The following is a 23087-nucleotide window of genomic DNA, read 5'->3' as shown; positions in this document are numbered from 1 at the left end:
CGGACAGAATCCAGAAGGAGAAAACGCCCATGTCTTCCGCTACAGCCTTACGCCCCCGGCGCACCAAGATCGTGTCCACCCTGGGGCCGGCCTCATCCACGCGCGAAATCATCCGCGCGCTGGCCGAGTCCGGGGCCGACGTGTTCCGCCTGAATTTCTCGCACGGCACACATGCCGACCACGCCGCCCGCTACGAGATCATTCGCGCGGTCGAGGCCGAACTGGGGCGGCCGATCGGCATCCTGGCCGATGTCCAGGGTCCCAAACTGCGCGTCGGCACGTTCGAACAGGGCAAGGTCACGTTGCAGACGGGCGCCTTCTTCCGCCTCGATCTCGACGACACCCCCGGCACCGAGCGGCGGGTACGCCTGCCCCATCCCGAAATCATCCACGCCGCCACCGTCGGCAGCAACCTGCTGCTCGATGACGGCAAGCTGCGCCTGGTGGTGCGCGAAGTGGGCGTGGATCACCTGGATACCGTCGTCGCCGTCGGCGGCGTGCTGTCAGACCGCAAGGGCGTCAACGTCCCCGACATCGTGCTGCCGATCCCGGCCCTGACCGAAAAGGACCGCAGCGATCTCGATTTCGCCCTCGATCTCGGTGTGGATTATATCGGTCTCTCCTTCGTCCAGCGCCCCGAAGACGTCAAGGAAGCCCGCGCCATCGCCGGCGGTCGCGCCTGGATCATGACCAAGATCGAAAAACCCCAGGCGATGGACAATCTGGACGAGATCGTCCGCCTGTCCGACGCGGTGATGGTCGCGCGCGGCGATCTGGGCGTCGAACTTCCGCCCGAGGCGGTACCGCTGGCGCAGAAACACATCATCCGCCTGTGCCGCCAGCTCGGCAAGCCGGTGGTGGTGGCGACCCAGATGCTGGAAAGCATGATCAGCGCCCCCACCCCCACCCGCGCCGAAGCATCGGATGTGGCAACCGCCGTGTTCGACGGCGCGGATGCCGTGATGCTCTCGGCCGAAACCGCCGCCGGTCAGTTTCCGCTGGAAGCGGTCGGCATCATGAGCCGCATCGTCAGCCGCGTCGAAGAAGACGCCGTCTGGCAGTCGATGATGCAGGCCAGTTGCCCGGCGCCCGAAGGCTTCGTCGCCGACGCCATCGCCGCCGCATCGGGCCAGGTCGCCACCACCGTCGACGCACGCGCCATCGTCGCCTTCACCCTGGCGGGGGCAACCGCCCTGCGCATCTCGCGTGAGCGGCCGTCCTGCCCGATCATCGGCCTGACGCCCACCGACGAGATCGCACGCCGCCTGTGCGTGGTGTGGGGCGTCACGGCCCAGTCGGTCGGACAGGAAACGCCGGTCCATACGGTGGAGAACGTGGTCGACCAGGCGATCGACGCCGCCGTGGCCAGTCGTCTGGCCCGCTCGGGCGATCAGATCGTGATCGCGGCGGGCCTGCCCTTCGGCGTGGCGGGCAGCACCAATACGCTGCGGGTTGCCAAGGTGCCGTGAGCATCCAAGGGGCGCTGCCCCTTGACCCCGCCAAAGGCTTCGCCTTTGGAAACCATTCATCAGGAAATCAGGGTGCAGGGGCCGTCGGCCCCTGCCGGGTTTCAGGGCAGCGCCCTGATCTTCACAACGGGCCGAGCGTTTCCAGCCGCTCTAGCAGCGGATGGTCACCCACGTAAAGCAAGCCTCCGGCGGTGCCGATCAGCAGCCCCACCAGACCGATCGCGATCGGCACCGACACGCTGGACACCAGCGCCCCCAGCACCGCCCCGCCGAACAGGGCCAGGATCGCGGCCACCCGCCGCCAGGCTCCTTTCGCCGGCCCGCCGGCCAGCCGGCTGTCATGCATCAACCCGTGCAGCAGCATGGTCGCAGCCGGCAAGGTCAGGTCCGTAACCTGGGCGTGACGGGTCGCGGATGTCTGCAACCCCATGGCAATCGCCAGAACGACCAGCGTGGCATAGTACCGCCAGGCCGCGTCCTCCCACCAGATCAGGGCCGCCACCAGCACGAGCGCCCCCACCCCCGTCAGCAGGTCCGCCACCGTCCGCCGCCGCGAATAAGATCGCCGGACCAGCCGTCCCCCCAGCGCAGCCCCGGCCAGATAGGCGGTAATCGCCACCACGCCCGGCCCGGCAACGGATTCCCCCGACGTCAGATGCACCGCAATCAGAATGACGGTCGCCGTCATGTAGCCGGTAAAGACCTTCAGATGGGTCAGCGAAACAGCATCCAGCGCCCCCATGGCAACCGTGACCATAATGACGACAATAACCAGCCTGGGGTCGTGGGAAATCTGTTTCAATCCGGGCCTGTCCTCACAAACGAAGAAACCGCGCATATCGCAGCCAGGCCAATAAAAAAAGGTGCATCGTGAAAGATGCACCTTTTTTAGGGTCAGTTCGAGGGTTCGATCCCCCGTTTATAAGTCCCGCGATCGTATCGCCACGGGTTTCTTGTTCATAAGAGTGGGCCGTTCCGGTCTTCTCACTCCGATGAAGCTTTAATGACGTGTTTTTTTCTACCGGTCAAACGAAATATGCAAATAAATGCTGTTTTATGATTTTGTTGCACCGCAAAATACATTGCAACGCACAATAAATGATCAGGTTCAATTCAATGTTATTTCATGAGAGTGCTGAATTTTCGTGCAGAACAAAAAAAGGCGGGTTCCGAAGAACCCGCCCTGCACATCCGGCCCATACCGGTTTCTTCAGCCTTTCTGCGTCGCCGCCGCGGCAACCCGGCCCGGTGGCACGGTCCGTTCCGTCCACCCGCCCCCAAGGGCACGATAGACGGTGATCAGATTCTGGTAGCGCGCCTCATGCACCGAAATCCGGCTCTGCTGCGCACCATAGAGCGTGCGCTGCGCATCCAGCGTGCTCAGGTAGGAATCCACCCCCGCATCGAAGCGCATCCGCGCCAGCCGGTAGGCATCGGCCGAAGACGCCACCAGCGCATCGAGCTGGCGCGACTGGTCCAGATAGGTCGCCCGCGCGGTCAGCGCGTCCGAAACTTCGTGGAACGCCGTCTGGATCGCCTTTTCATAGGCCTCCATGCGCTGGTTGCGCAGGGCCTTGGAGGCCTGCAACGTGCCTTCGTTCTGCCCCCAGGTCAGCAGCGGGATCTGGATCTGGGGATTGATCCCGAACGTCGTGGCACCCTGGGTGAACAGGTTGCGAAACTGCAGGCTGGACACGCCGTCCGATGCCGTCAGGGTCAGGCGCGGAAAGAAGGCGGCCCGCGCCGCGCCGATATCGTCGTTGGCCGACAGCAGCGAGAATTCGGCGGACTGAATGTCCGGTCGCCGGTCCAGCAGGTCGGAAGGCACGCCCGCCGGCAGGTCGGCCAGGATCGTCTGCTGCCCGAACGGCGCCGGCGCCGGCAGGTTCGCGGGCAGCGGCGCCCCGACCAGCAGCACCAGTTCGTTTTCGTCCTGCGCCACCTGGCGCTGATACTGGGCGTGATTGGCCGCCGCCTGCTCCACCTGCGTCTCGACCTGACGCAGGGTCAACTGGTTGGCCTCGCCATGATCGAAGCCGGCCTGGGTCAGGCGCAGCGTCTCCTTCTGCGATGCCAGCGTCTGCTCGGTCACCTTGAGCTGCTCGGTATCGGCCAGCCAGGCCACATAGGTCGTCGCCACCTGCGAGATCACGCTGATCAGCAGGCTGCGCTCGCTGGCGGCCTGGCTCAGGACCTGATCCGCCGCCTCACGCGACAGGCTGCGGATACGGCCGAACAGGTCGATCTCATAGGACGAGAAGCCGATGCCCGCCTGGTAGAATTTGAAGACCCGGCCATCGCTGTAAGGCTGTCCGCTCCGGCCCGCATCCAGACCCGGTGCGAAACTCAAGCCCGCATGGCTCGAAGGCGCCTGATAGATCGCCGCACCGGTCGATCCGATCTGCGGAAAGAGCGACGCATGCTGCACCCGGTACTGGCCTTGCGCCTGCACCACGGCATAGGCCGCCGACCGCAGGTCGCGATTCTCCCGCACCGCCAGCGCGATCAGCGCCTGAAGCCGCCGATCGACGAAGAATTCGCGCCAGCCCAGGTCAGACGCCGCCGTGCCGATCTGCCCAGGGGCAGCGGCATGGTAGGCCGGCCCCTGCGGCCAGGTGGATGCGACCGGCAGGGCCGGCCGCTTGTAGTCGGGAATCATCGTGCATCCCGACAGCGCCGCCAGAACCATCAGCCCGGCGCGGCGCGGTGAAAGAAACCCGTTCATGAACTCAGCTCTCCTGACCGGACGGCCCGGCGGGACGGGATAGATCGGCATGCGGGTCCACACGGTCCTTCACCCGGCGAACCCGGAACAGCCGCAGCACCAGCACGAAGAACAGCGGCACGAAATAGATGGCCAGCAGGGTGGCGGACAGCATGCCGCCCACCACGGCGGTGCCGATCGCCACGCGCGCGCCCGACCCGGCCCCGGTCGCGATCGCCAGCGGAAACACACCGCAGACGAAGGCGATCGACGTCATCAGGATCGGCCGCAGCCGCTCGCGCCCGGCCTTGACCACCGAGTCCAGCAGGCTGTCGCCGGATTCGAAGAAAGCCTTGGCGAATTCCACGATCAGGATCGCGTTCTTCACCGCCAGCCCCACCGTGGTCAGCAGCCCCACCTGGAAATACACGTCGTTGGCCAGGCCCCGCCACAGCGTGGCGGTCAGCGCCCCCAGCACGCCCAGCGGAATGACCAGCATCACCGCGAAGGGCACCGCCCAGCTTTCATACAGCGCGGCGAGGCAGAGCAGGATCACCGTCCCGGCCAGGGCATAGAGCGGCCCGGTCGAACCACCCGACGCCATCTGCTCGAACGACAGGCCGGTCCATTCGTAGCCGATCCCCGGCGGCAGCTTCGCCAGCGCCTCCTGAATCGCCACCATCGCGGTGCCCGTGCTGTAGCCCGCCGAAGGCTGGCCCAGGATCTCAAAGGCATTCAGCCCGTTATAATCCTCGACCTTCTGCGGCCCCACGACCCAGTAGCCGGACGCGATGGCATTGAAGGGCACCAGCCCGTTGGCCACGTTGCGCAGATACCATTTGTCCAGGTCCTGCGGCAGCATGCGCGCATCGGGCTCGCCCTGGATATAGACCTGCTTCACGCGGTCATCGCGCATGAACTGGTTCACATAGATCGACCCCAGCGCCCCCTCGACCATCGTGTTGATCTCGGCGTTGGTCACACCCAGCGCGTTGGCCTTCTCGCGGTCGATATCCAGCTTGTATTGCGGCGCGTCTTCCAACCCGTTGGGACGCACGGCCATCAGACGCGGGTCCTTCGCCGCCGCCATCAGGATCTGGTTGCGCGCGGCCAGCAGCTTCTCATGCCCCACATGGCCACGATCCTCCAGCTCCAGGTCGAAACCGGTCGCATTGCCCAGTTCCAGCACGGCAGGCGGATTGATGGCGAAGATCTGGGCTTCCGGATCGCCCCAGAAATGCATCATCACCCGCATCGCGATCGCCGAGGACGAGCGCGCGGCGCCGGGGCGCACGTCCCAGTCCTTCAGCCGGATGAAGAAGGCGCCGGCATTCTGGCCCTGCCCGGCGAAGTTGAACCCGTTCATCGCGAAGACCGACACCACGTTGTCGCTTTCGCTCTTCAGGATATAGTCCGTAACCTTCTGGTTGACCGCCGCCGTCTGTTCCTTGGTCGCGCCGGGAGGCAGCGTGACCTGACCGAAGATCAGGCCCTGGTCCTCGTCCGGCAGGAAGCCCTGCGGCAGGCGGGCGAACAGGAACACCACCAGCCCGGTCAGCAGCGCATACAGGATCAGCGACACCACGCTCCGCGCCAGCATCCAGCGCACGCCCGACTGATAGCCCGTGTTGATCCGTGCGAAGGCGCGGTTGAACCAGCCCGCCGGGCCGCGCGTCTTCTCATGCGTGCCGGGCTTGAGCATGGTGGCGCACAGGGCCGGCGTCATGATCATCGCCACCAGCACCGACAGCCACATGGCGGCGACGATGGTGATCGAGAACTGGCGATAGATCACGCCGGTCGAACCGCCGAACGCCGCCATCGGCAGGAACACCGCCGTCAGCACCAGCACGATGCCGACCAGCGCGCCCGAAATCTCGTCCATCGAGACGCGCGCCGCCTCGCGGGGCGAGAGCTTCTTTTCCGACATCACGCGCTCGACGTTCTCGACGACCACGATGGCGTCATCGACCAGCAGGCCCACCGCCAGCACCATGGCCAGCATGGTCAGCGTGTTGATCGAGAAGCCGAGCACCCCGAGGATACCGAACGTGCCCAGCAGCACGACCGGCACCGCGATGGTCGGGATCAGGGTGGCGCGGAAATTCTGCAGGAAGATCAGCATGACCACGAAGACCAGCGCGATGGCTTCGGCCAGCGTGATCACGACCTCCTTGATCGACAGCACGATGAAGGGCTCGGTATCCAGCGGATAGACGACCTTCAGTCCCGGCGGGAAGAATTTCTCAAGCTGCGCGATCTCGGCCCGGACGGCCGTTTCGGTCGTCAGCTGGTTGGCGCCCGGCGCCAGCTTCAGCGCCATGCCGACGGTCGGCTTGTTGTTGTAGAACGAGCTGATGTTGTAGCTCTGCGGCCCCAGTTCCACCCGCGCCACATCGCGGACGCGCACCTGCGAGCCGCCCTGGGCCACGCGCAGCAGGATATTGCCGAATTCCTCGGGCGAGGTCAGGCGGGTCGGGCCGATGATGGTGGCATCCATCCGCGCCCCAGGGGTGGCCGGCAACCCGCCGATTTCACCCGACGAAATCTGGATGTTCTGTTCCTGCAGCGCCGTCTGCACGTCGCTGATCGTCATGCCGTATTTGAACAGCTTGCCGGGGTCCATCCAGATGCGCATGGCATATTCGGAGCCGAACAGCGTGTGGTCGCCCACCCCCGAAACGCGGCTGATGGGGTCGGACACGTTCGACGCCACGTAATCGGCGATGTCGAAGCCCGACATGCTGCCGTCGGTGGAGATGAAGGCCAGCACCAGCATGAAGTTCTTCACGGCCTTGGTCACGGTCAGGCCCTGGGCCGTGACTTCGGTCGGCAGGCGCGGCTGCGCAAGCTGGAGCTTGTTCTGCACCTGGACCTGCGCGATGTCGGGGTTGGTCCCCTGCTCGAACGTCAGGTCGATTTCCATCTGGCCGCTGGCGTAGGACTGCGCCGAGACATATTCCAGATGATCCAGGCCGTACATCTGTTGCAGGATCGGCCGGACCACGGTGTTGTTCACCGTCTCGGCCGACGCGCCCGGATAGACGACGCTGATCGCGATCTGCGGCGGCGCGATGGAGGGATACTGGGCGATCGGCAGGCGGAAGATCGAAACCGCCCCCACCAGCATGATCACCAGCCCGATGACCCATGCGAAGATGGGCCGGTCAATGAAGAAGCGTGACATGCGTCTTTATCCCGCCTTGCCCTGCGGGGCCGGCTGGGCGGCCACCTCGGTGGGGGAAACGGTGTCTCCAGGGTGGATCTTCTGCAAACCGCTGACCACGACCCGCTCGCCCGCCTTCAACCCGGCGGTCACGATCCAGTCGCCTCCGGCGGCCGGGCCGGTGGTGATGCCGCGAATGGAGACCTTGTTGTCCGCGCCCACCACCATCACCGTCGGATCGCCGTGCGAATTGCGGGTAACCGCTTCCTGCGGCACGCGTAGCGCGGACGGATCGACGCCCTCTTCAAGCCTGGCATGGACATACATGCCGGGCAGCAGCATATGCGCCGCATTCGGCATGATCGCGCGGACCACCACCGTCGCCGTCGTCTCGTCCACATTCACTTCCGAGAATTCCAGGCGTCCCGGCTGCTCGTAGGTGCTGCCATCCTCCAGCGTCAGGGTGACGGTGGCGGCATCCTGCCCCGCGCGCTGCAAGCGCCCCTGCTGCAACTCGCGCCGCAGTTCGAGCAGCCGCGTCGCCGGCAGGTTGACGTCGACATAGATCGGGTCCAGCCGGGTCACGACCGACAGGCTCGAGGTCTGCCCCACCGTGGCCAGCGCGCCGACCGTCATCAGCGACCGGCCGATCCGCCCGGAAATCGGCGACAGCACGCGGGTATAATTCAGGTTGACCATGGCGCTTTCGACATTCGCGTGCGCCTGGGCGATGTCGGCATCGGCCTCGCGCGCGGCGGCCGTGGCATCGTCGTAATCCTGACGGCTGACGGCATGGGCGCGCACCAGCGGCCCGTAGCGGTCCAGCTTCGCCTGCGCGGTGACACGCGCCGCCTGCGCGTGCTGCAATTGCGCCTTGGCCGCATCATAGGTCGCCTGATAGGCCGACGGATCGATCTGGTAGAGCTGCTGGCCGGCTGTCACGTCAGAACCCTCCACGAACAGGCGTTTCTGGATCACGCCGTTCACCTGCGGACGCACCTGGGCGATCTCGATCGCCTCGGTCCGGCCCGGCAGGTCGGTGGTGACGCTGAACGGTGCCGCGCTCAGGGTCCTGACGCCGACCTGCTGCGGCGGAGGAGCGGGGGGAGCAGCCTGACGCTTGCAGCCGGCCAGCGCCAGAGATGCGCAGGCGGCAAGAAGGACGGCGCGATGGGGACGGGGGTACGTCATTGCGTGATTGAGCCCTGCGGAAACGACAGATCGCCGGCCCTGACCGAAAACCGGCGTCGCGGCAGCCATGCCCCCGCGAAACCGTCCCATGCAATGCCGGCATATGGAAACCGAGTGGTTTTCTTGCGGGGAAACTATTTCGTTTCTAAACTCCGGTCAATGGTCGCCCGACAGGCCGGCCGCTCGCGACAGGAAGGGATTGCTGGAATGCCCGCTACCGGGGCGACGATATCGGATCTGATGCTTGCCCGCCCCCGCGAACCCGGACCATGCGCCGAAAAGCGATGCCCGGGCCGTCCTCCGGTGCTGGACGGTGGCGAACGGCGGGAGCTGATCCTGAACGCCGCCTGCCAGGTTCTGGACGATCACGGCTACCATAGCGCGTCCATGGACAAGCTGGCGCAGATGTCGGGCATGTCCAAGAAGACCATCTACCAGATGTTCGCCTCGAAGGAGGACCTGTTCCGCACCCTGATCCGCGAGCGGCTGTTCGACATCAAGCACTTGACGGTCCGCTGCCCGGCCGGCGTCGCGCCCGAGGCCGAACTGGTCCATATTCTGCTGACGATCGCGACCCGCGTGCTGGCACCGGACCGGATGTGCCTGGTCCGCGCCATCGTCGGCGAAATCCGCGATTCCGCCGAAATCCGCCGCATCATGCAAAGCATCGAGCTGAGCGGAAACTGCAACCAGATCGAGGAATGGCTGTTGCGCCAGCAGGCGGCCGGCACCTGGCCCATCGACGATGTCGAGGACCTCGCCATCGGCCTGTTCAACATGACGGTCGGCAAGCTGATCCTGGGCGAACTGTTCCATGCGCGCGACCTCATGGCCTGGGACGAGATCGAGGCCAATATCCGCCGCTGGGTACGCATTTTCCTGACCGGGCTGGCCGCCACCGAACCGGGCCGCTTCTGACCGCCGGCGTTCCGCCCCCGCATCCGGCCACCTCATGCCCGCGACGGGCCGCCGTCCGCGCGACCCATGCACGATCGGGCTTTCCCGCGGCGGGAAAGAGTCTATCATCGGGGCAATGATCCCAGGACCCTCAGCCGGCGCCGCATGCTGCACCAGGGGCGCGGCCACACGCGCAGCCGGGGCGGGCAGGGACGCGGCCCGATGACGCAGGCATGCCGTCCCGCCCGTTTCTGCTCCGGCGACATCATGCGCCATGTCGTCGTCATGGCCGGCACCGGGGCGATCGGGCTGATGGCCGTGTTCGCCGTCGATCTGCTGAACCTGTTCTACATCTCGCGCCTGAACGACCCGGCGCTCACGGCGGCGATCGGCTTTACCGGCGCGGTCGGCTATGTCCAGATCGCGGTCTCCATCGGCATGTCGATCGGACTGGGCGCCGTCACCGCCCGCCAGATCGGCGCCGGCCGGCACGACCGGGCGCGGCGCATCGCCTCGTCCTTCGTGCTGGTCATGACGGCGGTCATGGTCGCGCTGGGGCTGGCAACGGCCATCTTCTCGACCCCGATCCTGCATCTGTTCGGCGCCACGGGCCGCGTGGCGGAGCAGGCCGGCCAGTATATCCGCATCGTCTCCCCCGCCCTGTGGCTGGTGGCGGCAGGCATGGGCTGCTCCAGCCTGCTGCGCGCGGTCGGCGACGCCAAACAATCCATGAACGTGACGCTGATCGGGGCACTGGCCTCGGCCATGCTCGACCCGCTGCTGATCTTCTGGCTGCATCTGGGGCTGGCGGGCGCCGCCATCAGCACCATCCTGTCCCGTGGGCTGGTGGCCATCCTGAGCTATCTGGCGGTGCGGCGGCACGACCTGCTGGCCATGCCCTCCACCCGCTACATTCTGCATGACGCCAAACTGGTCGGCGGGGTCGCGATGCCGGCGATCCTGACCAACCTGGCCACCCCCATCGGCGGCCTGTTCGTCACCCATGCCATGGCCACGTTCGGCCTGGCGGCGGTGGCGGGGCAGGCGACCATCGACCGGATCGTGCCCGTCGCCTTCGCCTTCGTCTTCGCGCTGACCGGCTCGGTGGGGCCGATCATGTCGCAGAACCAGGGCGCGGGCCAACTGGACAGGGTGCGCCAGACCCTGGTGGCGGCGCTCAAGCTGGTTGCCCTCTGCGTCGCGCTGACCTGGGCGATCCTGCTGCCGGCACAGAATCTCGTGGTGCAGGCGTTTGCCGCCCAGGGCACCACGGCCGACCTGATCCGCCTGTTCTGCACCTGGACCGTCGGCAGCTACCTGTTCATCGGCATGCTGTTCGTCGCCAACACGGCCTTCAACAATCTGGGCTTCCCGCTCTATTCCACGCTGTTCAACTGGGGGCGGGCGACACTGGGCACCATTCCGTTCGTCTGGATCGGTATGCGGTTCGGCCCCTGCGGCGTGCAGGTCGGGCAGGTTCTGGGCAGCGTCGTCTTCGGCACCTGGGCCGTGCTGACCGCCTTCTCGGTGGTGCGCAATCTCAAGCCCGGACGAATCGTCCCAGGCCTGGCCACCGAACTGCCGGGCCGGACCGCCAAGAGCGCAATGGCCGAACTGAACGAACTGGATGAGGAAGACCAGATCGCCGAAGACGTCGCCCGCGTCTGAACCCCTTAAAGAAAGGCCCCCCGATGTCCCGTCTCACCGAAGAAGAGCGCAATGCCCTGCCGGACGACGCTTTCGCGCTCCCCGGCCGCCGCTACCCGATCCCCGACGCCGCCCATGCCCGCGATGCGCTGGCACGCGCCAGCGCGATGCTGCACGAGGGCCACCTGAACGCGGAAGAGTACGAAACAATCGTCCGCCGCGCCCGCGCGGTCCTGGGCGAAGACTAACGAATCGGGGTCAAGGGGCCACCGGCCCCTTGCGGGTTCGGGCGGAGCCCGACCTTCCCCTCAGCCCGCCGTATCCAGCGCCGCCTCAACCTGCGGCAGGATCTCGAACAGGTCCCCGACCAGCCCGTAATCCGCCACCTGAAAGATCGGGGATTCAGGGTCCTTGTTGATCGCGACGATGACCTTGCTGTCCTTCATCCCCGCCAGATGCTGGATCGCGCCGGAAATCCCGACGGCGATATACAGGTCCGGCGCCACGATCTTGCCGGTCTGCCCCACCTGATAATCGTTGGGCACAAACCCGGCATCGACGGCGGCGCGCGAGGCGCCGATCGCCGCCCCCAGCCGGTCGGCCAGCGGGTTCAGCAGCTTGAAGTTCTCTTCGTTCTGCATGCCCCGGCCACCCGAGACGATCACCCGCGCCGATTCCAGCTCGGGACGCTCGGATTTCGACAGCGCGATCGAGACGAACGCCGACACCGCCGGCCCGTCCGGCACCGTCACCTGCTCGATCGGGGCGGCGCCGCCTTCGGCCGAAGCGGGATCGAAGGACGAGGCACGCACCGTCAGCACCTTCTTCGCATCCGACGACTTCACCGTCGCCAGCGCGCTGCCGGCATAGATCGGGCGCACGAACGTATCGGCATCGACGATCGACACCACGTCGGGGATCGGCTGCACGTCCAGCAGGGCGGCGGCACGCGGCAGCACGTTCTTCCCGCTGGCGCCCGAAGCCGCGACGATATGGCTGTAGGCCGGGGCCAGATCGGCGATCACCGCCGCCAGCGGCTCGGCGAGTTCATGGGCGGTTGCGGCACCGGCCGCGCGCAGCACCTTGGCCACGCCGTCGATCCGCGCGGCGGCATCGGCCACGGCGGCATCGCCGGTGACCAGCGCATGCACCTCGCCCAGCGCCCGCGCCGCCGTGACGGCCGAACGCGACGCCTGACGGATGACACCGGACTCATGATCCAGAAAAACGAGTACGGCCATGATCAGATCACCTTCGCTTCGTTGCGCAGACGCGCCACCAGATCGGCGGCGGATTCGACCTTGATGCCCTGCTGGCGCGCCGGCGGCTCGGCCACCGAGACGATGGTCAGGCGCGGCGTCACATCCACACCCAGATCGGCGGGCGCGATCGTCTCAAGCGGCTTCTTGCGCGCCTTCATGATGTTGGGCAGCGACGCATAGCGCGGCTCGTTCAGCCGCAGGTCGGCGGTCACGATGGCCGGCAGCGTCAGCGTCAGCGTCTCCAGCCCGCCATCGATCTCGCGCGTCACGGTGGCCTTGCCGTCCGCGATCTCGATCTTGCTGGCGAACGTGCCCTGGGCCCAGCCCAGCAGACCGGCCAGCATCTGGCCGGTGGCGTTCATGTCGTCGTCGATCGCCTGCTTGCCCAGCAGCACCAGGTCGGGGCTTTCCTTCGCCACCAGCGCCTTCAGGACCTTGGCCACCGCCAGCGGCTCAACCGCCACGTCGGTCAGGACCAGAATCGCCCGATCAGCACCCATCGCCATGGCGGTGCGCAGCGTGTCCTGCGCCTGCTGCACGCCGACCGACACCGCCACCACTTCGGTCGCGATGCCCTTTTCCTTCAGGCGCACGGCTTCCTCGACCGCGATCTCGTCGAAGGGGTTCATCGACATCTTCACGCCAGCGGTCTCGACACCCGTGCCGTCCGCCTTCACGCGCGGCTTGATGTTGAAATCGATCACGCGCTTTACGGGAACAAGAACCTTCATGGACCTCTTCGCCTGTCTGTCAGCGGAAAGAGAGCAACCGCCCTCGGGGGGGCGCCCCCCATAGCGCATTTCACCAAAAAATCACATCCCGCCGGGGTAATTCGGCCCGCCGGCGCCCTCGGGCGTGCACCAGTCGATATTTTGCGCCGGGTCCTTGATGTCGCACGTCTTGCAATGCACGCAGTTCTGGGCGTTGATCTGCAAGCGCGGCGCGGTCTCGACATCCACCGCCTCGTAAACGCCGGCCGGACAATAACGGCTCTCGGGCGCGCGGAACACATCCCAGTTCACCGTCTTCCACAGCGCGTCATTACGCAGCTTCAGATGAACGGGCTGGTCTTCCTCATGATTGGTGGCGGAGAGAAAGACCGACGACAGCTTGTCGAACGTGATCTTGCCGTCCGGCTTCGGATAGGCGATCTGCGGCGAGGCGCTGGCGGATTCCAGAACCTCGTTGTCCGCATGCCGATGATGCAGCGTCCACGGCGCACGCCCCCGCAACAGCATGGCGTCGATGCCCGAATAGAGCGCGCCGCCCTTCATGCCGAACCGCGCGAAGGCGGGGCGAATGTTACGGACGCCGCGCAGTTCCTCCCACAGCCAGGATTTGCGGACCCGCGCGGTATAGGATGTCGGCTCCGCCCGGCCACCCTCCATCGCCTCGGCCACCGCCTCGGCCGCCAGCATCCCCGATTTCATCGCGGTATGGGTGCCCTTGATCTTGGGCACGTTCAGGAAGCCCGCCGTATCGCCGATCAGCGCGCCACCGGGGAACGTCAGGCGCGGAAGCGACTGGATGCCCCCCTCCGACAGTGCCCGCGCACCATAGGCAATGCGGCGACCGCCCTCGAACGTGGCCCGGAAGGAGGGGTGCAGCTTCAGCCGCTGCATCTCGTCGAATGGCGAGAGCCAGGTATTGGGATAATCCAGCCCGACCACGAAACCGTAAGAGACCAGATTCTCGCCGAAATGATACATCCAGGCGCCGCCATAGGTCCGGTCGTCCAGCGGCCAGCCGAAACTATGCTGCACCAGCCCCGGACGATGCTGCTCGGCCGGAACCTCCCACAATTCCTTGATCCCCAGGCCGTAGGTCTGCGGGTCCACGCCCTTGCGCAGATTATACATCGCCATCAGCCGCTTGGTCAGCGACCCCCGGCACCCTTCGGCGAACAGGGTATATTTCGCGCGCAGTTCCATGCCCGGCGCGTAGTTGGGGCCGGGCTCGCCATCGCGGCCGATGCCCATGTCGCCCGTCACCACGCCCACCACGCGCCCGTCCTCGACCAGCAGGTCCGCGCCGGCGAAACCGGGATAGATCTCCACCCCCAGTTCCTCGGCCCGCCCGGCCAGCCAGCGGCAGACATCGCCGAGGCTGACGATGTAATTGCCGTGGTTGCGCATGTGCGGCATCACCCGGTCCAGCATCGGCACGGTATAGCCGCGTTTTTCGGTCAGGAAGAGCATGGCCTCCTCCGTCACCGGCGTATTCAGCGGCGCACCGGTCTCGCGCCAGTCCGGCAGCAGTTCGTCGAGCGCGCGCGGTTCGATCACCGCGCCGGAGAGGATATGGGCACCGATCTCGCTGCCCTTCTCGATCAGGCAGACCGTGGCCTGCGGCACGAGCTGCCGCAGGCGGATCGCCGCCGCCAGACCGGACGGCCCGCCACCGACAACGACAATATCGAATTCCATTGTCTCGCGCGCGTTTTCGGTCATCGCCTTTCTTGCCTCGTCATGCAGTTGCTGCGCCATGAACGCCACGGCCCGGATGGAAGATTTATGCCTTCCTAGAACCGAACGGGGCCGGAACGCAAAAGCGGCGGCACATCAGCACGCGGGACCGAACGCCAATTCCCCGAGCGCGCGCCATTCCGGCGAGACGAAATTGACGATCAACGACCGCCGCAGGCCCCGGATCGGCCGGCGGACGAACCCATGCCAGCTCTCTTCGCCGGGCACGAACATCAGGCCGGAATTGAACGCGCCGCTGGCCCGCGCGACCGGCTGGCCATCCGCCGTCATCAGGTCGGTGCCCCATTCCGCCGCCCCCGCATCGGTGGACAGCGCGATCAGCAGCGTCAGCTTCTTCGCCCCGATATCGGTATGCGGCTCCAGCCAGAATCCATCGGTATCGAGGCACAGTTCCAACCGCAGGGCCGTCCCGGCCAGCCGGGCTCCGCACCGCGCGGAAATGGCATCGCGGGCCTCCACGGCATCGAACATGCGGGCCAGTCGATCCAGCCCCGGCACGCGGCGCGTCTCGGGCGTCACGAAGACACGCCGGCCGTTGCGGGCATCGCGCCGGCCGCCGGTATCGCCGCCATGGGCATCCGCTCCAGGGTCCCACGCCAGCAGCGCGGCACAGACCGGCGGCGGCAGAACATCCTCCAGCACCCAGTGCGCGAACGGCCACGCCCGCTCTTCCGCCGCCCGCACCGACGCGGCCGCCTGATTGGGCATCAGCCTCTCCATGTCCATCACGGCAGGGCTACAGCGCACCGGCATGACGCTTCACACCGGCGGGCACATGATGCGCGTCGAAGACGGAAGCAATATTGCGCAGGAACGGCCGGCCCTTCTCGGTCACGCGAACCACGGGGCCGTCCATCACCACCAGCCCGTCCTTCTCGGCCTGCCGCAGGGCCGGCCATGCACCGTCAAACCAGGTGGTCGAAGCCCCATGGCGAGCCCCGATGGCAGCCGGATCGACCTGAAGGTCGCACATCAGCCGCTCGATCACCTCGCCGCGCAGCCGGTCGTCCCCGGTCCGGCACACACCGCGCACGGCGGGCAGGCTGTCAGGCATGGTCTCCATGGCGCGCGCATAGAATGCATTCGCCGGTACGTTCTGCGTCATGCCCTGGGGAAAATTCGAAATCGCCGAGGCCCCGACTCCGACCAGCACCGGCGCGGGATCGACGGTATAACCCTGGAAATTGCGGCGCAGGGTGCCGGCCGCCGCCGCAAGACAGAGCGCATCATCGGGCCGGGCATAATGATCCAGCCCCACGGCGCTATAACCCGATAGGCGCAGGGCCTCGTCGATACGCGCCCGCTGGGCCAGCCGCTCGACGGGCGGCGGCAGGGCCGCTTCCGGCAGCAGAGCTTGGCGCTTCTGCTTCCACGGCACATGCGCGTAGCCGAACACCGCCAGCCGCTCCGGCCGCAGCACCTCCGCGACGGTCAATGCCGTATCCCCCGCACCATCGACGGTCTGGTAGGGCAGGCCATAGATCAGATCGACATTGACCGAGCGGATTCCCGCCGCGCGCACCCGGCGCACGCAATCCTCGGTCTGTTCCAGGCTCTGCACCCGGCCACTGGCCGCCTGCACGGCCGGATCGAGGTCCTGCACGCCCAGGCTGGCACGGTTGAACCCCAGCGCGCCCAGCAGCGGCGGATAATCGTCGGGCAGAAAACGGGGGTCGAGTTCGATGGCGATTTCGGCATCCGCCTCCACGGCGAACAGGCGATAAATCGTCTCCATCACCGCGCGCATGCTCTCTGGCGGCAGGGTCGTCGGCGTGCCGCCGCCCCACTGCACATGCCGCACGGGCCGGCCGGCGCCGAGGCGCGCCGCCACCCGGTGCAATTCATCGATCAGGAGCCCGGCATAGGCCGCCCGCAGGTCGGCATCGCGCACGACCGAGCTGTTGCACCCGCAGAACAGGCACAGCACGTCGCAGAACGGAACATGCAGGTAAAGCGATACCGGCGTGCCCGCCGGAACCGCGCGAAGCCACGCATCGGCTTCGGCGGCACCGACCGAGGCGTCAAACTGCGCCGCAGTCGGGTAACTCGTATAACGCGGCATGTTGCCCCCATACCGAACCAGAACGTCGGAAGGAGGCAACATGTCCATCGGGATCAGAACCGGTATTCGATACCGGCGCCAACCACGGTCGGGTCGAGCGAGTCATGCGCCTTGATGAAGGGGCTGCTGGTGCCACGGTCGTTGGCCCAGGCATGCATCCGCATGAACATCTGCTTGACGTCGAAGTTGAAGAACCAGTTGCCCACGAGCTGGTAATCGAAGCCCGCATTGACCGAAGGCCCGCCGGTGAAGCCGACATTGAGCTTCTGCACCAGGCCGCCGGCCGGCGAGACGTTATGGAACCACGCCATCGTGCCGCCGACACCCACATAGGGGTTGAAGCGCTTATGCGGCCGGAAATGCCACGCGAAGGTCACGGTGGGCGGCAGCACCCAGGCGCTGCCGACATCGACATGGGCCGCCCCGCCGACACCGTCGGCGGCAACCTCATGCCGCGAGCTGGCGGCGATCAGGTCCACCGAAAGATTGTCGGTGAAGAAATATTCGAACGTCAGTTCCGGCGTAACCTGGCGCGTGGTCTTCACCCGGCCCGCAACCGCGTTGCCGTTGATCCACAGCTTGCTGTCCCGGTCTTCGGGCAGCACGCCCAGCGCGGACAGACGGATCAGGAAATCGCCCTTGCCCAGACCGATCTTGGTGCTGGCGCAGGTCTCGAACAGGCCGCAATGGCTGCCATGCGAGGGCGGCGGCGGAACGGAATCCGAGGTAACGGGCGCATTGACATAAGCCGACGGCGTAGCCGTCTGGGCGCGTCCCGCGCCCGGCGCCAGCGCCAACAGACCGGCCAGGGCCGGGACGACGAGGCTACGGGTGAGTTTCATCGTATGCGCCTTTCAAATTCAAGCGATGAACAACATCGTGTGGTGTGCATTGATCACGCACCGGCTGTCATCGCCTTGACTTAAATCAAGCCATATTCTGCGATATCTCGATCAGTGTACGAATCGGCATCGGGTGTGTCGTATTGCCCCCACGGGTGGCCATACGTGCCGCCAGCGCCTGCTGGTCCCCCGGCAGGATCACGCGCGCGCTCCCGCACCCGGCCTCGCACGCCATATTTTCCAAAGCGGGCAGGAAAGCGTCCAGCACCGACCAGACCTCGCCGAACGTCAGCGCGACGAAGTGCTCCGCCGTCAGGACCCGCCCGTGGCGCATATCAGGCGCGCACCGAAAGGATATCAATCCGCAGGGTGGAGAAGAGGGGGCGTGACGCGCCACGAGAATACCCTGCCGGCCGCGCGGACCCGTGCGCAGGGCACGGCGCGCCAGCCGCATCCACGCGCCGCGCGCCATTCCCGGATAGGCCAGGCGCACCAGCGGATAGACCAGCGGGGCGTCCTGGGGGCCCAGCAGGCCGACGACAAGCGAGGGGTCGGAATTCATCGTTGGGCGCGGCTGGAACCTTCCATACCCGCACGCTTGGGTCCGATGCAGTAAAAGGCATTGATTCAGATCAATTCAGCCCGCATTCTGCTATGCATGCGGGCATGAGGGCCTGACCGAAAATGCGGGCTGGTGAGCGAGAGCGGCCTGTCAGGGCCGCGTCCAGCGTGTGTTTCTGAGCATCGGAGCGCAGGAAACACATGCCGGATCGCCACCAAGGCACATTTGCGGTCAGGCTCTTAGCGGACGGATGGCCGTCCGTGCCAAAACGACCGGTCCGCTGTCCCGCGGGCCTGAACCGGGAGGAACCCGGACGATATGTCTGACCAGACCGCCTGCCAGCGCGATGCCCGTCCGCGTCGCCTGATTCTGGCCGGAGCCCACCGCCAGCCCGGCTATTGCCTGAGCTGCGGCATCCGGGCCCAGAGCGTATGCAGCGTCATCGACGATGACGACATCGCCCGACTGGCCGAAACGGCGGTCGAAACGCTGGTCCTGCCGGGCCGCAGCTTCATCGAGGAAGGCGCCCCGGCCACCGATTTCTACAATATCACGTCGGGCAACGTGAAGCTGTTCAAGGCCCTGCCCGACGGGCGCCGGCAGATCACCGGCTTCGCCACCACCGGCCATTTCCTCGGTCTGGCGGTGTCCGACCTGTATGCGTTCGGTGCCGAGGCGATAGACACGGTGCGACTGTGCCGGTTTTCGCGGGCGCGGATGCGGCTGTTGATGGACGATTTTCCCCGCCTGGAACGCAGGCTGCTGGCGGAAGCATCGAACGAACTGGTGGCGGCACAGAACCAGATGCTGCTGCTGGGCCGCAAGACCGCGCGCGAACGGGTGGCCAGCTTCCTGCTGGAACGCGTGCGCGAGGTCGCCAATCCGTCCGAAGACGTGCCGCTGCCCATGACCCGCTCGGACATGGCCGACTATCTGGGCCTGACGATCGAAACGGTCAGCCGCACACTGAGCTGGATGCGGACCGAACGGCTGGTCACGATCGGCAAGGGTCACACCGTGCGCATCATCGCGATGGAGCGCCTCCACGCCCTGGCTGCCGGCGAGGCCGGCTGAACAGCGCGGCTGCCGGCGGGCGGCCACGAGCGGCCATCAGGGCTTCTGAAACAGGTTTTTAATCCGCCTCGTGGCTCGTCTCGGGGAGAGCGGCGGCCGGACGGCTCTTCGGGCCGCGCGTCGGGCCGCCGACGACGTGGCCGATCGGCGTCAGCACCTCCACATGGTCGCAGATGATCTTGAAGACCGCGAGCATCGGCACCGAGAGAAACGCCCCCCACACCCCCCACAGCCAGTCCCAGAACATCAGCGACCCCATGACCAGCACCGGATTGAGCGTGAAACGCCGGGCCAGCACCATGGGCGTGATCGTCTCGCCTTCCATCAGATGGATGCACAGATAGACCATCGGCGGCAGCAGCGCCTGGAGCATCGAGGGAAAGACGAACAGGCTGACGACGAAATAGATCGCAATCCCGGTCAGCGGGCCGATGATGGGGATATAGTTCAGCAGGAAGGCCAGCACGCCCCATAATAGCGGGTTGGGCAGGCCGAACACCCAGCATTGCAGCATGTTCGCCAGCCCGACCAGCACGTTGATGATCGTGATCGTCGTCAGGTACAGCGAGACGTTGCGTTCGATCTGGTAGGCGATCTGCACCGCGCGGCGCTTGTCGGCAAAGGTCGGCATGATCTCGACGAAGCGCCGCAGCAGGCTGTCCCCCTGCGCCAGCAGGAAGAACAGCATCAGCATCATGGTAAAGAGCTGCCCCACGAATGCCCGAGTCCCCAGCAGCACGCTGGAGCCGAACATCCCCAGGCCCCCCTGGCCGGAGGGCGCGGACGACGCCAGCAGCGCGGCATGTCCGCCGCCGCTCCCACGCCCGCTGACCACCGCCAGAAAACTGTCGATCCGCTCATTGGCCGCCTGAATCATCCGCAGCGGCCCACGCAGCACCGCCATATGCGCCTGGATCGCCGCCATGGTCTGCGGCGCACGGCTGATCCAGCCGGCGGCCGGCACCGAAATCGCGGTGCCGATCGCCCCGATCACCCCGAACAGGCACAGGATCAGGGTCAGGGCGGCCAACGTCTTGGGCAGCTTCAGGCGCGCATGCAGCAGGCGCATCGGCGTCGACAGCAGCAGGTTGGCCACCAGCGCCAGCACGATCGGCAGGATGATCGCCGCCGCGAAATACAGGGTGTAGAAAACGGCCAGCACCGTCAGGATCAGCAGGCAGATGGTCTGCGCGCTGAAGCGGCTGCGGCGCACCACCTCTATGGCCCGCTGCTGCTGGCGCGTCTCGAACGAATCCGCTTCTTCACTCTCGGGAGCCAGCATCACGCCCCAGCCTCGCCAACGGCAACCAGCAGTCGGAACCCGTCCGACCATTGTTGAAAAGGGGCGTAGTCCCCCACCCGCGCCGACGCAAGCCATAACGCACGCCAGCATTGGTGCCACGCGCCCGGTGCGGAGATGTGACCCCTCGCCCCCCTTGACGTCCACCCGAACGTCGCAGACACCCCAACGTCACAGAAACGTGAGAGTTCTGAACGGCAATGGTCGCAAAAGGCGACGATCAAGGGTTGAAAGCCGCCATCATCGGGGCTCACATCCAACCTGAAAGCGGAAGCCCCGCCTTCATGACCAGAATGATGGAGGATCACATGGCCTGGACTGCTCCGAAGATCACCGAAATTCCGCTGGGCGCGGAAATCAACAGCTACGTCTGCGGCCAGAAGAAATAAGCCGCACGAGGCGCCGCCCAGCCTCGTGCGGGCGGCGTTTCTGTTCTAGATATCTGCGCCATGATCGACATCATCGTTCTCGGCGCGGCCGCTGGCGGCGGCTTTCCGCAATGGAATTCCAACGCGGCCGGATGCCGGCGCGCCCGATCGGGCGACCCGGACGCGCTGCCCCGCACCCAGGCTTCGCTCGCCATCAGCGGCGACGGCATGCACTGGTTCGTCGTCAACGCCTCGCCGGACCTGCGCGCGCAGATCGGCCAGACACCTTCCCTGCACCCGCGCGACGGCCTGCGCTCCACCCCCATCGCCGGGGTGATCCTGACCGGCGGCGAGGTCGATACCGTGACCGGCCTGCTGACCCTGCGCGAGCGCCAGCCTTTCACCCTGCTGGGCACGCGCCCGGTGCTGGACCTGCTGGACGCCAACCCGATCTTCGAAGCCCTGGACCGCACCATCGTACCGCGCCACGCCCTGGCGCTGGACGCGCCCTGCGTGCTGGCGCTGCCCGACGGCACCCCGGCCGGGCTGACGATCACCCCCTTCGCGGTGCCCGGCAAAGTGCCGCTCTACGCCGAAACCGGCCCCGATCCGGCGGCCATCGTCGAAAATGGCGAGACGGTGGGGCTGGCGATCACCGACGGCACACGCCACGTCTTCTTCATTCCCGGCTGCGCACGCATGACCGACGCGCTGCGGGCTCGTCTGCGCGGGGCGGACATCGTGTTCTTCGACGGCACGCTCTGGACCGACGACGAGATGCTCCGCGCCGGGCTGGGGCAGAAGACCGGCCAGCGCATGGGCCATATGTCGGTCAGCGGTCCGGACGGCACGATCAGCGCATTGTCCGATCTGGAAATCGGGCACAAAATCCTGATCCACATCAATAATTCCAACCCCGTCCTGCTGGCCGACAGTCCGGAGCGCGCCTCGGCCAACGCAGCCGGATGGGACGTGGCCTTCGATGGCATGAGGATAACGGCATGACGGACCGCCCGCTCTCTCCCGACGACCTGGAGGCCGCGCTGCGCGCCATCGGTGCCGCGCGCTACCACAACCTGCATCCCTTCCACCGGGCCTTGCATGACGGGCGCCTGACGAAAGCCCAGGTGCAGGCCTGGGCGCTCAACCGCTATTATTACCAGTGCCGCATCCCCGCCAAGGACGCGACCCTGCTGGCCCGCCTGCCGACGGCCGACCTGCGCCGCGAATGGCGGCGGCGGCTGGTCGATCACGACGGCGACGCGCCGAGCACCGGCGGCGTCGCCCGCTGGCTGAAACTCACCGATGGCGTCGGGCTGGACCGCGCCTATGTCGAGTCGCTGGCGGGCCTGCTCCCCGCCACCCGCTTCGCCGTCGATGCGTATGTGGAATTCGTCCGCGACCGCCCGATCCTGGAAGCCATCGCCTCGTCGCTGACCGAACTGTTCTCGCCCACCATCATCAGCGAGCGCGTGTCGGGCATGCTGCGCCATTATGATTTTGTCACGCCCGAAACGCTGGCCTATTTCCAGCCCCGGCTGACCCAGGCCCCGCGCGATTCCGACTTCGCCCTGGCCTATGTGCGCGAACATGCCCGCACCGCCGCCGAGCAGAAAGCGGTGCTGGACGCGCTGACCTTCAAATGCGCCGTGCTGTGGTCGATGCTCGATGCGCTGGATTACGCCTATGTCGTCCCCGGCCGCATCCCGCCCGGCGCCTTCACGCCCGACGCCTCATGACCGGCGCCCCCACTCCGTCCCCGGTCGGCGAGGAAACAATCGTCCGCTTCCTGCGCGGCACCCGCCTGCACCATGACCGGGTGCGCGACCAGTGGGTGATCCAGGCGCCCGAACGCGCCTTCATCGCCGACCCGATCGCCGCCGAGATCCTGCGTCTGGTGGACGGCACGCGACCGGTGTCCGCCATCATCGACACCCTGGCCGAGCGGTTCGCCGCCCCGCGCCCCGTCATCGCGCAGGATGTGCTGGAGATGATCGCCAGCCTGACCGAACGGCAGGTGCTGACAGCATGACCATCGCCCCGGCTCCTCCCGCCCC

At 66.5% G+C, this 23087-nt stretch carries 21 protein-coding genes; 9 read left to right on the top strand and 12 right to left on the bottom strand.

Annotated elements, in window-relative coordinates:
* Positions 1-29 precede the first annotated feature (29 nt).
* Entirely contained in the window at positions 30-1469 is a 1440-nt protein-coding gene (gene pyk, locus ABF821_RS10815) for a pyruvate kinase (RefSeq protein ID WP_114725211.1), read from the top strand.
* A 121-nt stretch (positions 1470-1590) separates the two neighbouring features.
* On the opposite strand, the gene ABF821_RS10810 is transcribed toward pyk, so the two are convergent.
* From ABF821_RS10810 to ABF821_RS10795, 4 genes are all read right to left on the bottom strand, one after another.
* Positions 1591-2271, bottom strand: a complete 681-nt coding sequence (locus tag ABF821_RS10810; protein WP_415530004.1) for a YoaK family protein — start codon at positions 2269-2271, stop codon at positions 1591-1593.
* Between the two features lie 408 nt (positions 2272-2679).
* Positions 2680-4194 carry an efflux transporter outer membrane subunit gene (locus ABF821_RS10805; RefSeq protein ID WP_415530003.1) on the bottom strand — a complete coding sequence of 505 codons (1515 nt, stop codon included), beginning with the start codon at positions 4192-4194 and terminating at the stop codon, positions 2680-2682.
* Between the two features lie 4 nt (positions 4195-4198).
* On the bottom strand, positions 4199-7360 hold the full coding sequence (locus tag ABF821_RS10800) for an efflux RND transporter permease subunit (RefSeq protein WP_415530002.1): 3162 nt from the start codon (positions 7358-7360) through the stop codon (positions 4199-4201).
* Positions 7361-7366: 6 nt separating this feature from the next.
* Complete coding sequence (locus ABF821_RS10795; protein ID WP_415530001.1) at positions 7367-8530, bottom strand: efflux RND transporter periplasmic adaptor subunit; 1164 nt, start codon at positions 8528-8530, stop codon at positions 7367-7369.
* Between the two features lie 207 nt (positions 8531-8737).
* Here ABF821_RS10795 and ABF821_RS10790 point away from each other — a divergent pair, with 207 nt between their 5' ends.
* From ABF821_RS10790 to ABF821_RS10780, 3 genes are all read left to right on the top strand, one after another.
* Positions 8738-9448 (top strand): TetR/AcrR family transcriptional regulator, encoded by a 711-nt coding sequence (locus ABF821_RS10790; protein ID WP_415530000.1) that lies wholly within the window; start codon positions 8738-8740, stop codon positions 9446-9448.
* Positions 9449-9649: 201 nt separating this feature from the next.
* Positions 9650-11095: an MATE family efflux transporter gene (locus ABF821_RS10785; RefSeq protein WP_246402699.1), complete on the top strand. Its 1446-nt coding sequence runs from the start codon at positions 9650-9652 to the stop codon at positions 11093-11095.
* Positions 11096-11118: 23 nt separating this feature from the next.
* The gene (locus tag ABF821_RS10780) at positions 11119-11322 is read left to right on the top strand and encodes a hypothetical protein (protein ID WP_114725197.1); all 204 of its coding nucleotides are present in this window, start codon (positions 11119-11121) and stop codon (positions 11320-11322) included.
* 60 nt (positions 11323-11382) lie between these two features.
* Here ABF821_RS10780 and ABF821_RS10775 read toward each other — a convergent pair whose 3' ends face one another.
* The 7 genes from ABF821_RS10775 to ABF821_RS10745 all read right to left on the bottom strand — a co-directional run bounded on the left by ABF821_RS10775 (position 11383) and on the right by ABF821_RS10745 (position 18288).
* Entirely contained in the window at positions 11383-12315 is a 933-nt protein-coding gene (locus ABF821_RS10775) for an electron transfer flavoprotein subunit alpha/FixB family protein (RefSeq protein ID WP_415529999.1), read from the bottom strand.
* A 2-nt stretch (positions 12316-12317) separates the two neighbouring features.
* Entirely contained in the window at positions 12318-13067 is a 750-nt protein-coding gene (locus tag ABF821_RS10770) for an electron transfer flavoprotein subunit beta/FixA family protein (protein WP_183008111.1), read from the bottom strand.
* Positions 13068-13148: 81 nt separating this feature from the next.
* The gene (locus tag ABF821_RS10765; RefSeq protein ID WP_415530009.1) at positions 13149-14786 is read right to left on the bottom strand and encodes a 4Fe-4S dicluster domain-containing protein; all 1638 of its coding nucleotides are present in this window, start codon (positions 14784-14786) and stop codon (positions 13149-13151) included.
* A gap of 111 nt (positions 14787-14897) precedes the next feature.
* On the bottom strand, positions 14898-15530 hold the full coding sequence (locus ABF821_RS10760; RefSeq protein WP_182975385.1) for a 2OG-Fe(II) oxygenase: 633 nt from the start codon (positions 15528-15530) through the stop codon (positions 14898-14900).
* Between the two features lie 28 nt (positions 15531-15558).
* Positions 15559-16932, bottom strand: coding sequence for an oxygen-independent coproporphyrinogen III oxidase (gene hemN, locus ABF821_RS10755; RefSeq protein WP_415529998.1), 1374 nt, complete (start codon positions 16930-16932; stop codon positions 15559-15561).
* A gap of 5 nt (positions 16933-16937) precedes the next feature.
* Positions 16938-17726 (bottom strand): OmpW/AlkL family protein, encoded by a 789-nt coding sequence (locus tag ABF821_RS10750; RefSeq protein WP_114725189.1) that lies wholly within the window; start codon positions 17724-17726, stop codon positions 16938-16940.
* An 85-nt stretch (positions 17727-17811) separates the two neighbouring features.
* Positions 17812-18288 carry a hypothetical protein gene (locus ABF821_RS10745; RefSeq protein ID WP_182975384.1) on the bottom strand — a complete coding sequence of 159 codons (477 nt, stop codon included), beginning with the start codon at positions 18286-18288 and terminating at the stop codon, positions 17812-17814.
* 318 nt (positions 18289-18606) lie between these two features.
* Between ABF821_RS10745 and ABF821_RS10740 the strand changes: the two genes are divergently transcribed.
* A complete protein-coding gene (locus ABF821_RS10740; RefSeq protein ID WP_182975383.1) occupies positions 18607-19362 on the top strand; it encodes a Crp/Fnr family transcriptional regulator in 756 nt (251 codons plus the stop codon).
* Between the two features lie 58 nt (positions 19363-19420).
* Here the strand turns inward: ABF821_RS10740 and ABF821_RS10735 are convergent, their stop codons facing one another.
* A complete protein-coding gene (locus ABF821_RS10735) occupies positions 19421-20644 on the bottom strand; it encodes an AI-2E family transporter (protein ID WP_182975382.1) in 1224 nt (407 codons plus the stop codon).
* A gap of 326 nt (positions 20645-20970) precedes the next feature.
* Here ABF821_RS10735 and pqqA point away from each other — a divergent pair, with 326 nt between their 5' ends.
* From pqqA to pqqD, 4 genes are read left to right on the top strand one after another with little or no spacing between them, the layout of a single operon-like run.
* Positions 20971-21051, top strand: coding sequence for a pyrroloquinoline quinone precursor peptide PqqA (gene pqqA, locus ABF821_RS10730; RefSeq protein WP_035378309.1), 81 nt, complete (start codon positions 20971-20973; stop codon positions 21049-21051).
* A 60-nt stretch (positions 21052-21111) separates the two neighbouring features.
* Positions 21112-22035, top strand: a complete 924-nt coding sequence (gene pqqB / locus ABF821_RS10725; RefSeq protein ID WP_415529997.1) for a pyrroloquinoline quinone biosynthesis protein PqqB — start codon at positions 21112-21114, stop codon at positions 22033-22035.
* Positions 22032-22769: a pyrroloquinoline-quinone synthase PqqC gene (gene pqqC / locus ABF821_RS10720; RefSeq protein ID WP_415529996.1), complete on the top strand. Its 738-nt coding sequence runs from the start codon at positions 22032-22034 to the stop codon at positions 22767-22769. Before pqqB ends, pqqC begins: the two co-directional genes overlap by 4 nt.
* Entirely contained in the window at positions 22766-23062 is a 297-nt protein-coding gene (pqqD, locus tag ABF821_RS10715) for a pyrroloquinoline quinone biosynthesis peptide chaperone PqqD (protein WP_182975379.1), read from the top strand. The genes pqqC and pqqD overlap by 4 nt, the downstream gene beginning before the upstream one ends.
* The last annotated feature ends 25 nt before the right edge of the window (positions 23063-23087 follow it).

Source organism: Gluconacetobacter sp., from assembly GCF_047721585.1.
GTDB classification, from domain to species: Bacteria; Pseudomonadota; Alphaproteobacteria; order Acetobacterales; family Acetobacteraceae; genus Gluconacetobacter; species Gluconacetobacter dulcium.
Note: the sequence above shows the minus strand (reverse complement) of the source record. Positions and strands in the feature narration are given on the sequence as shown.

Excerpts from the sequence above, each read along its gene's own strand:
- pyk (WP_114725211.1), top strand. The coding sequence starts at position 30 with ATGTCTTCCGCTACAGCCTTACGCCCCCGGCGCACCAAGATCGTGTCC.
- ABF821_RS10805 (WP_415530003.1), bottom strand. The coding sequence starts at position 4,194 with ATGAACGGGTTTCTTTCACCGCGCCGCGCCGGGCTGATGGTTCTGGCG.
- ABF821_RS10800 (WP_415530002.1), bottom strand. The coding sequence starts at position 7,360 with ATGTCACGCTTCTTCATTGACCGGCCCATCTTCGCATGGGTCATCGGG.
- ABF821_RS10795 (WP_415530001.1), bottom strand. The coding sequence starts at position 8,530 with ATGACGTACCCCCGTCCCCATCGCGCCGTCCTTCTTGCCGCCTGCGCA.
- ABF821_RS10790 (WP_415530000.1), top strand. The coding sequence starts at position 8,738 with ATGCCCGCTACCGGGGCGACGATATCGGATCTGATGCTTGCCCGCCCC.
- ABF821_RS10785 (WP_246402699.1), top strand. The coding sequence starts at position 9,650 with ATGACGCAGGCATGCCGTCCCGCCCGTTTCTGCTCCGGCGACATCATG.
- ABF821_RS10780 (WP_114725197.1), top strand. The coding sequence starts at position 11,119 with ATGTCCCGTCTCACCGAAGAAGAGCGCAATGCCCTGCCGGACGACGCT.
- ABF821_RS10775 (WP_415529999.1), bottom strand. The coding sequence starts at position 12,315 with ATGGCCGTACTCGTTTTTCTGGATCATGAGTCCGGTGTCATCCGTCAG.
- ABF821_RS10770 (WP_183008111.1), bottom strand. The coding sequence starts at position 13,067 with ATGAAGGTTCTTGTTCCCGTAAAGCGCGTGATCGATTTCAACATCAAG.
- ABF821_RS10765 (WP_415530009.1), bottom strand. The coding sequence starts at position 14,786 with ATGACCGAAAACGCGCGCGAGACAATGGAATTCGATATTGTCGTTGTC.
- ABF821_RS10760 (WP_182975385.1), bottom strand. The coding sequence starts at position 15,530 with ATGCCCAATCAGGCGGCCGCGTCGGTGCGGGCGGCGGAAGAGCGGGCG.
- hemN (WP_415529998.1), bottom strand. The coding sequence starts at position 16,932 with ATGGACATGTTGCCTCCTTCCGACGTTCTGGTTCGGTATGGGGGCAAC.
- ABF821_RS10750 (WP_114725189.1), bottom strand. The coding sequence starts at position 17,726 with ATGAAACTCACCCGTAGCCTCGTCGTCCCGGCCCTGGCCGGTCTGTTG.
- ABF821_RS10745 (WP_182975384.1), bottom strand. The coding sequence starts at position 18,288 with ATGAATTCCGACCCCTCGCTTGTCGTCGGCCTGCTGGGCCCCCAGGAC.
- ABF821_RS10740 (WP_182975383.1), top strand. The coding sequence starts at position 18,607 with ATGTCTGACCAGACCGCCTGCCAGCGCGATGCCCGTCCGCGTCGCCTG.
- ABF821_RS10735 (WP_182975382.1), bottom strand. The coding sequence starts at position 20,644 with ATGCTGGCTCCCGAGAGTGAAGAAGCGGATTCGTTCGAGACGCGCCAG.
- pqqA (WP_035378309.1), top strand. The coding sequence starts at position 20,971 with ATGGCCTGGACTGCTCCGAAGATCACCGAAATTCCGCTGGGCGCGGAA.
- pqqB (WP_415529997.1), top strand. The coding sequence starts at position 21,112 with ATGATCGACATCATCGTTCTCGGCGCGGCCGCTGGCGGCGGCTTTCCG.
- pqqC (WP_415529996.1), top strand. The coding sequence starts at position 22,032 with ATGACGGACCGCCCGCTCTCTCCCGACGACCTGGAGGCCGCGCTGCGC.
- pqqD (WP_182975379.1), top strand. The coding sequence starts at position 22,766 with ATGACCGGCGCCCCCACTCCGTCCCCGGTCGGCGAGGAAACAATCGTC.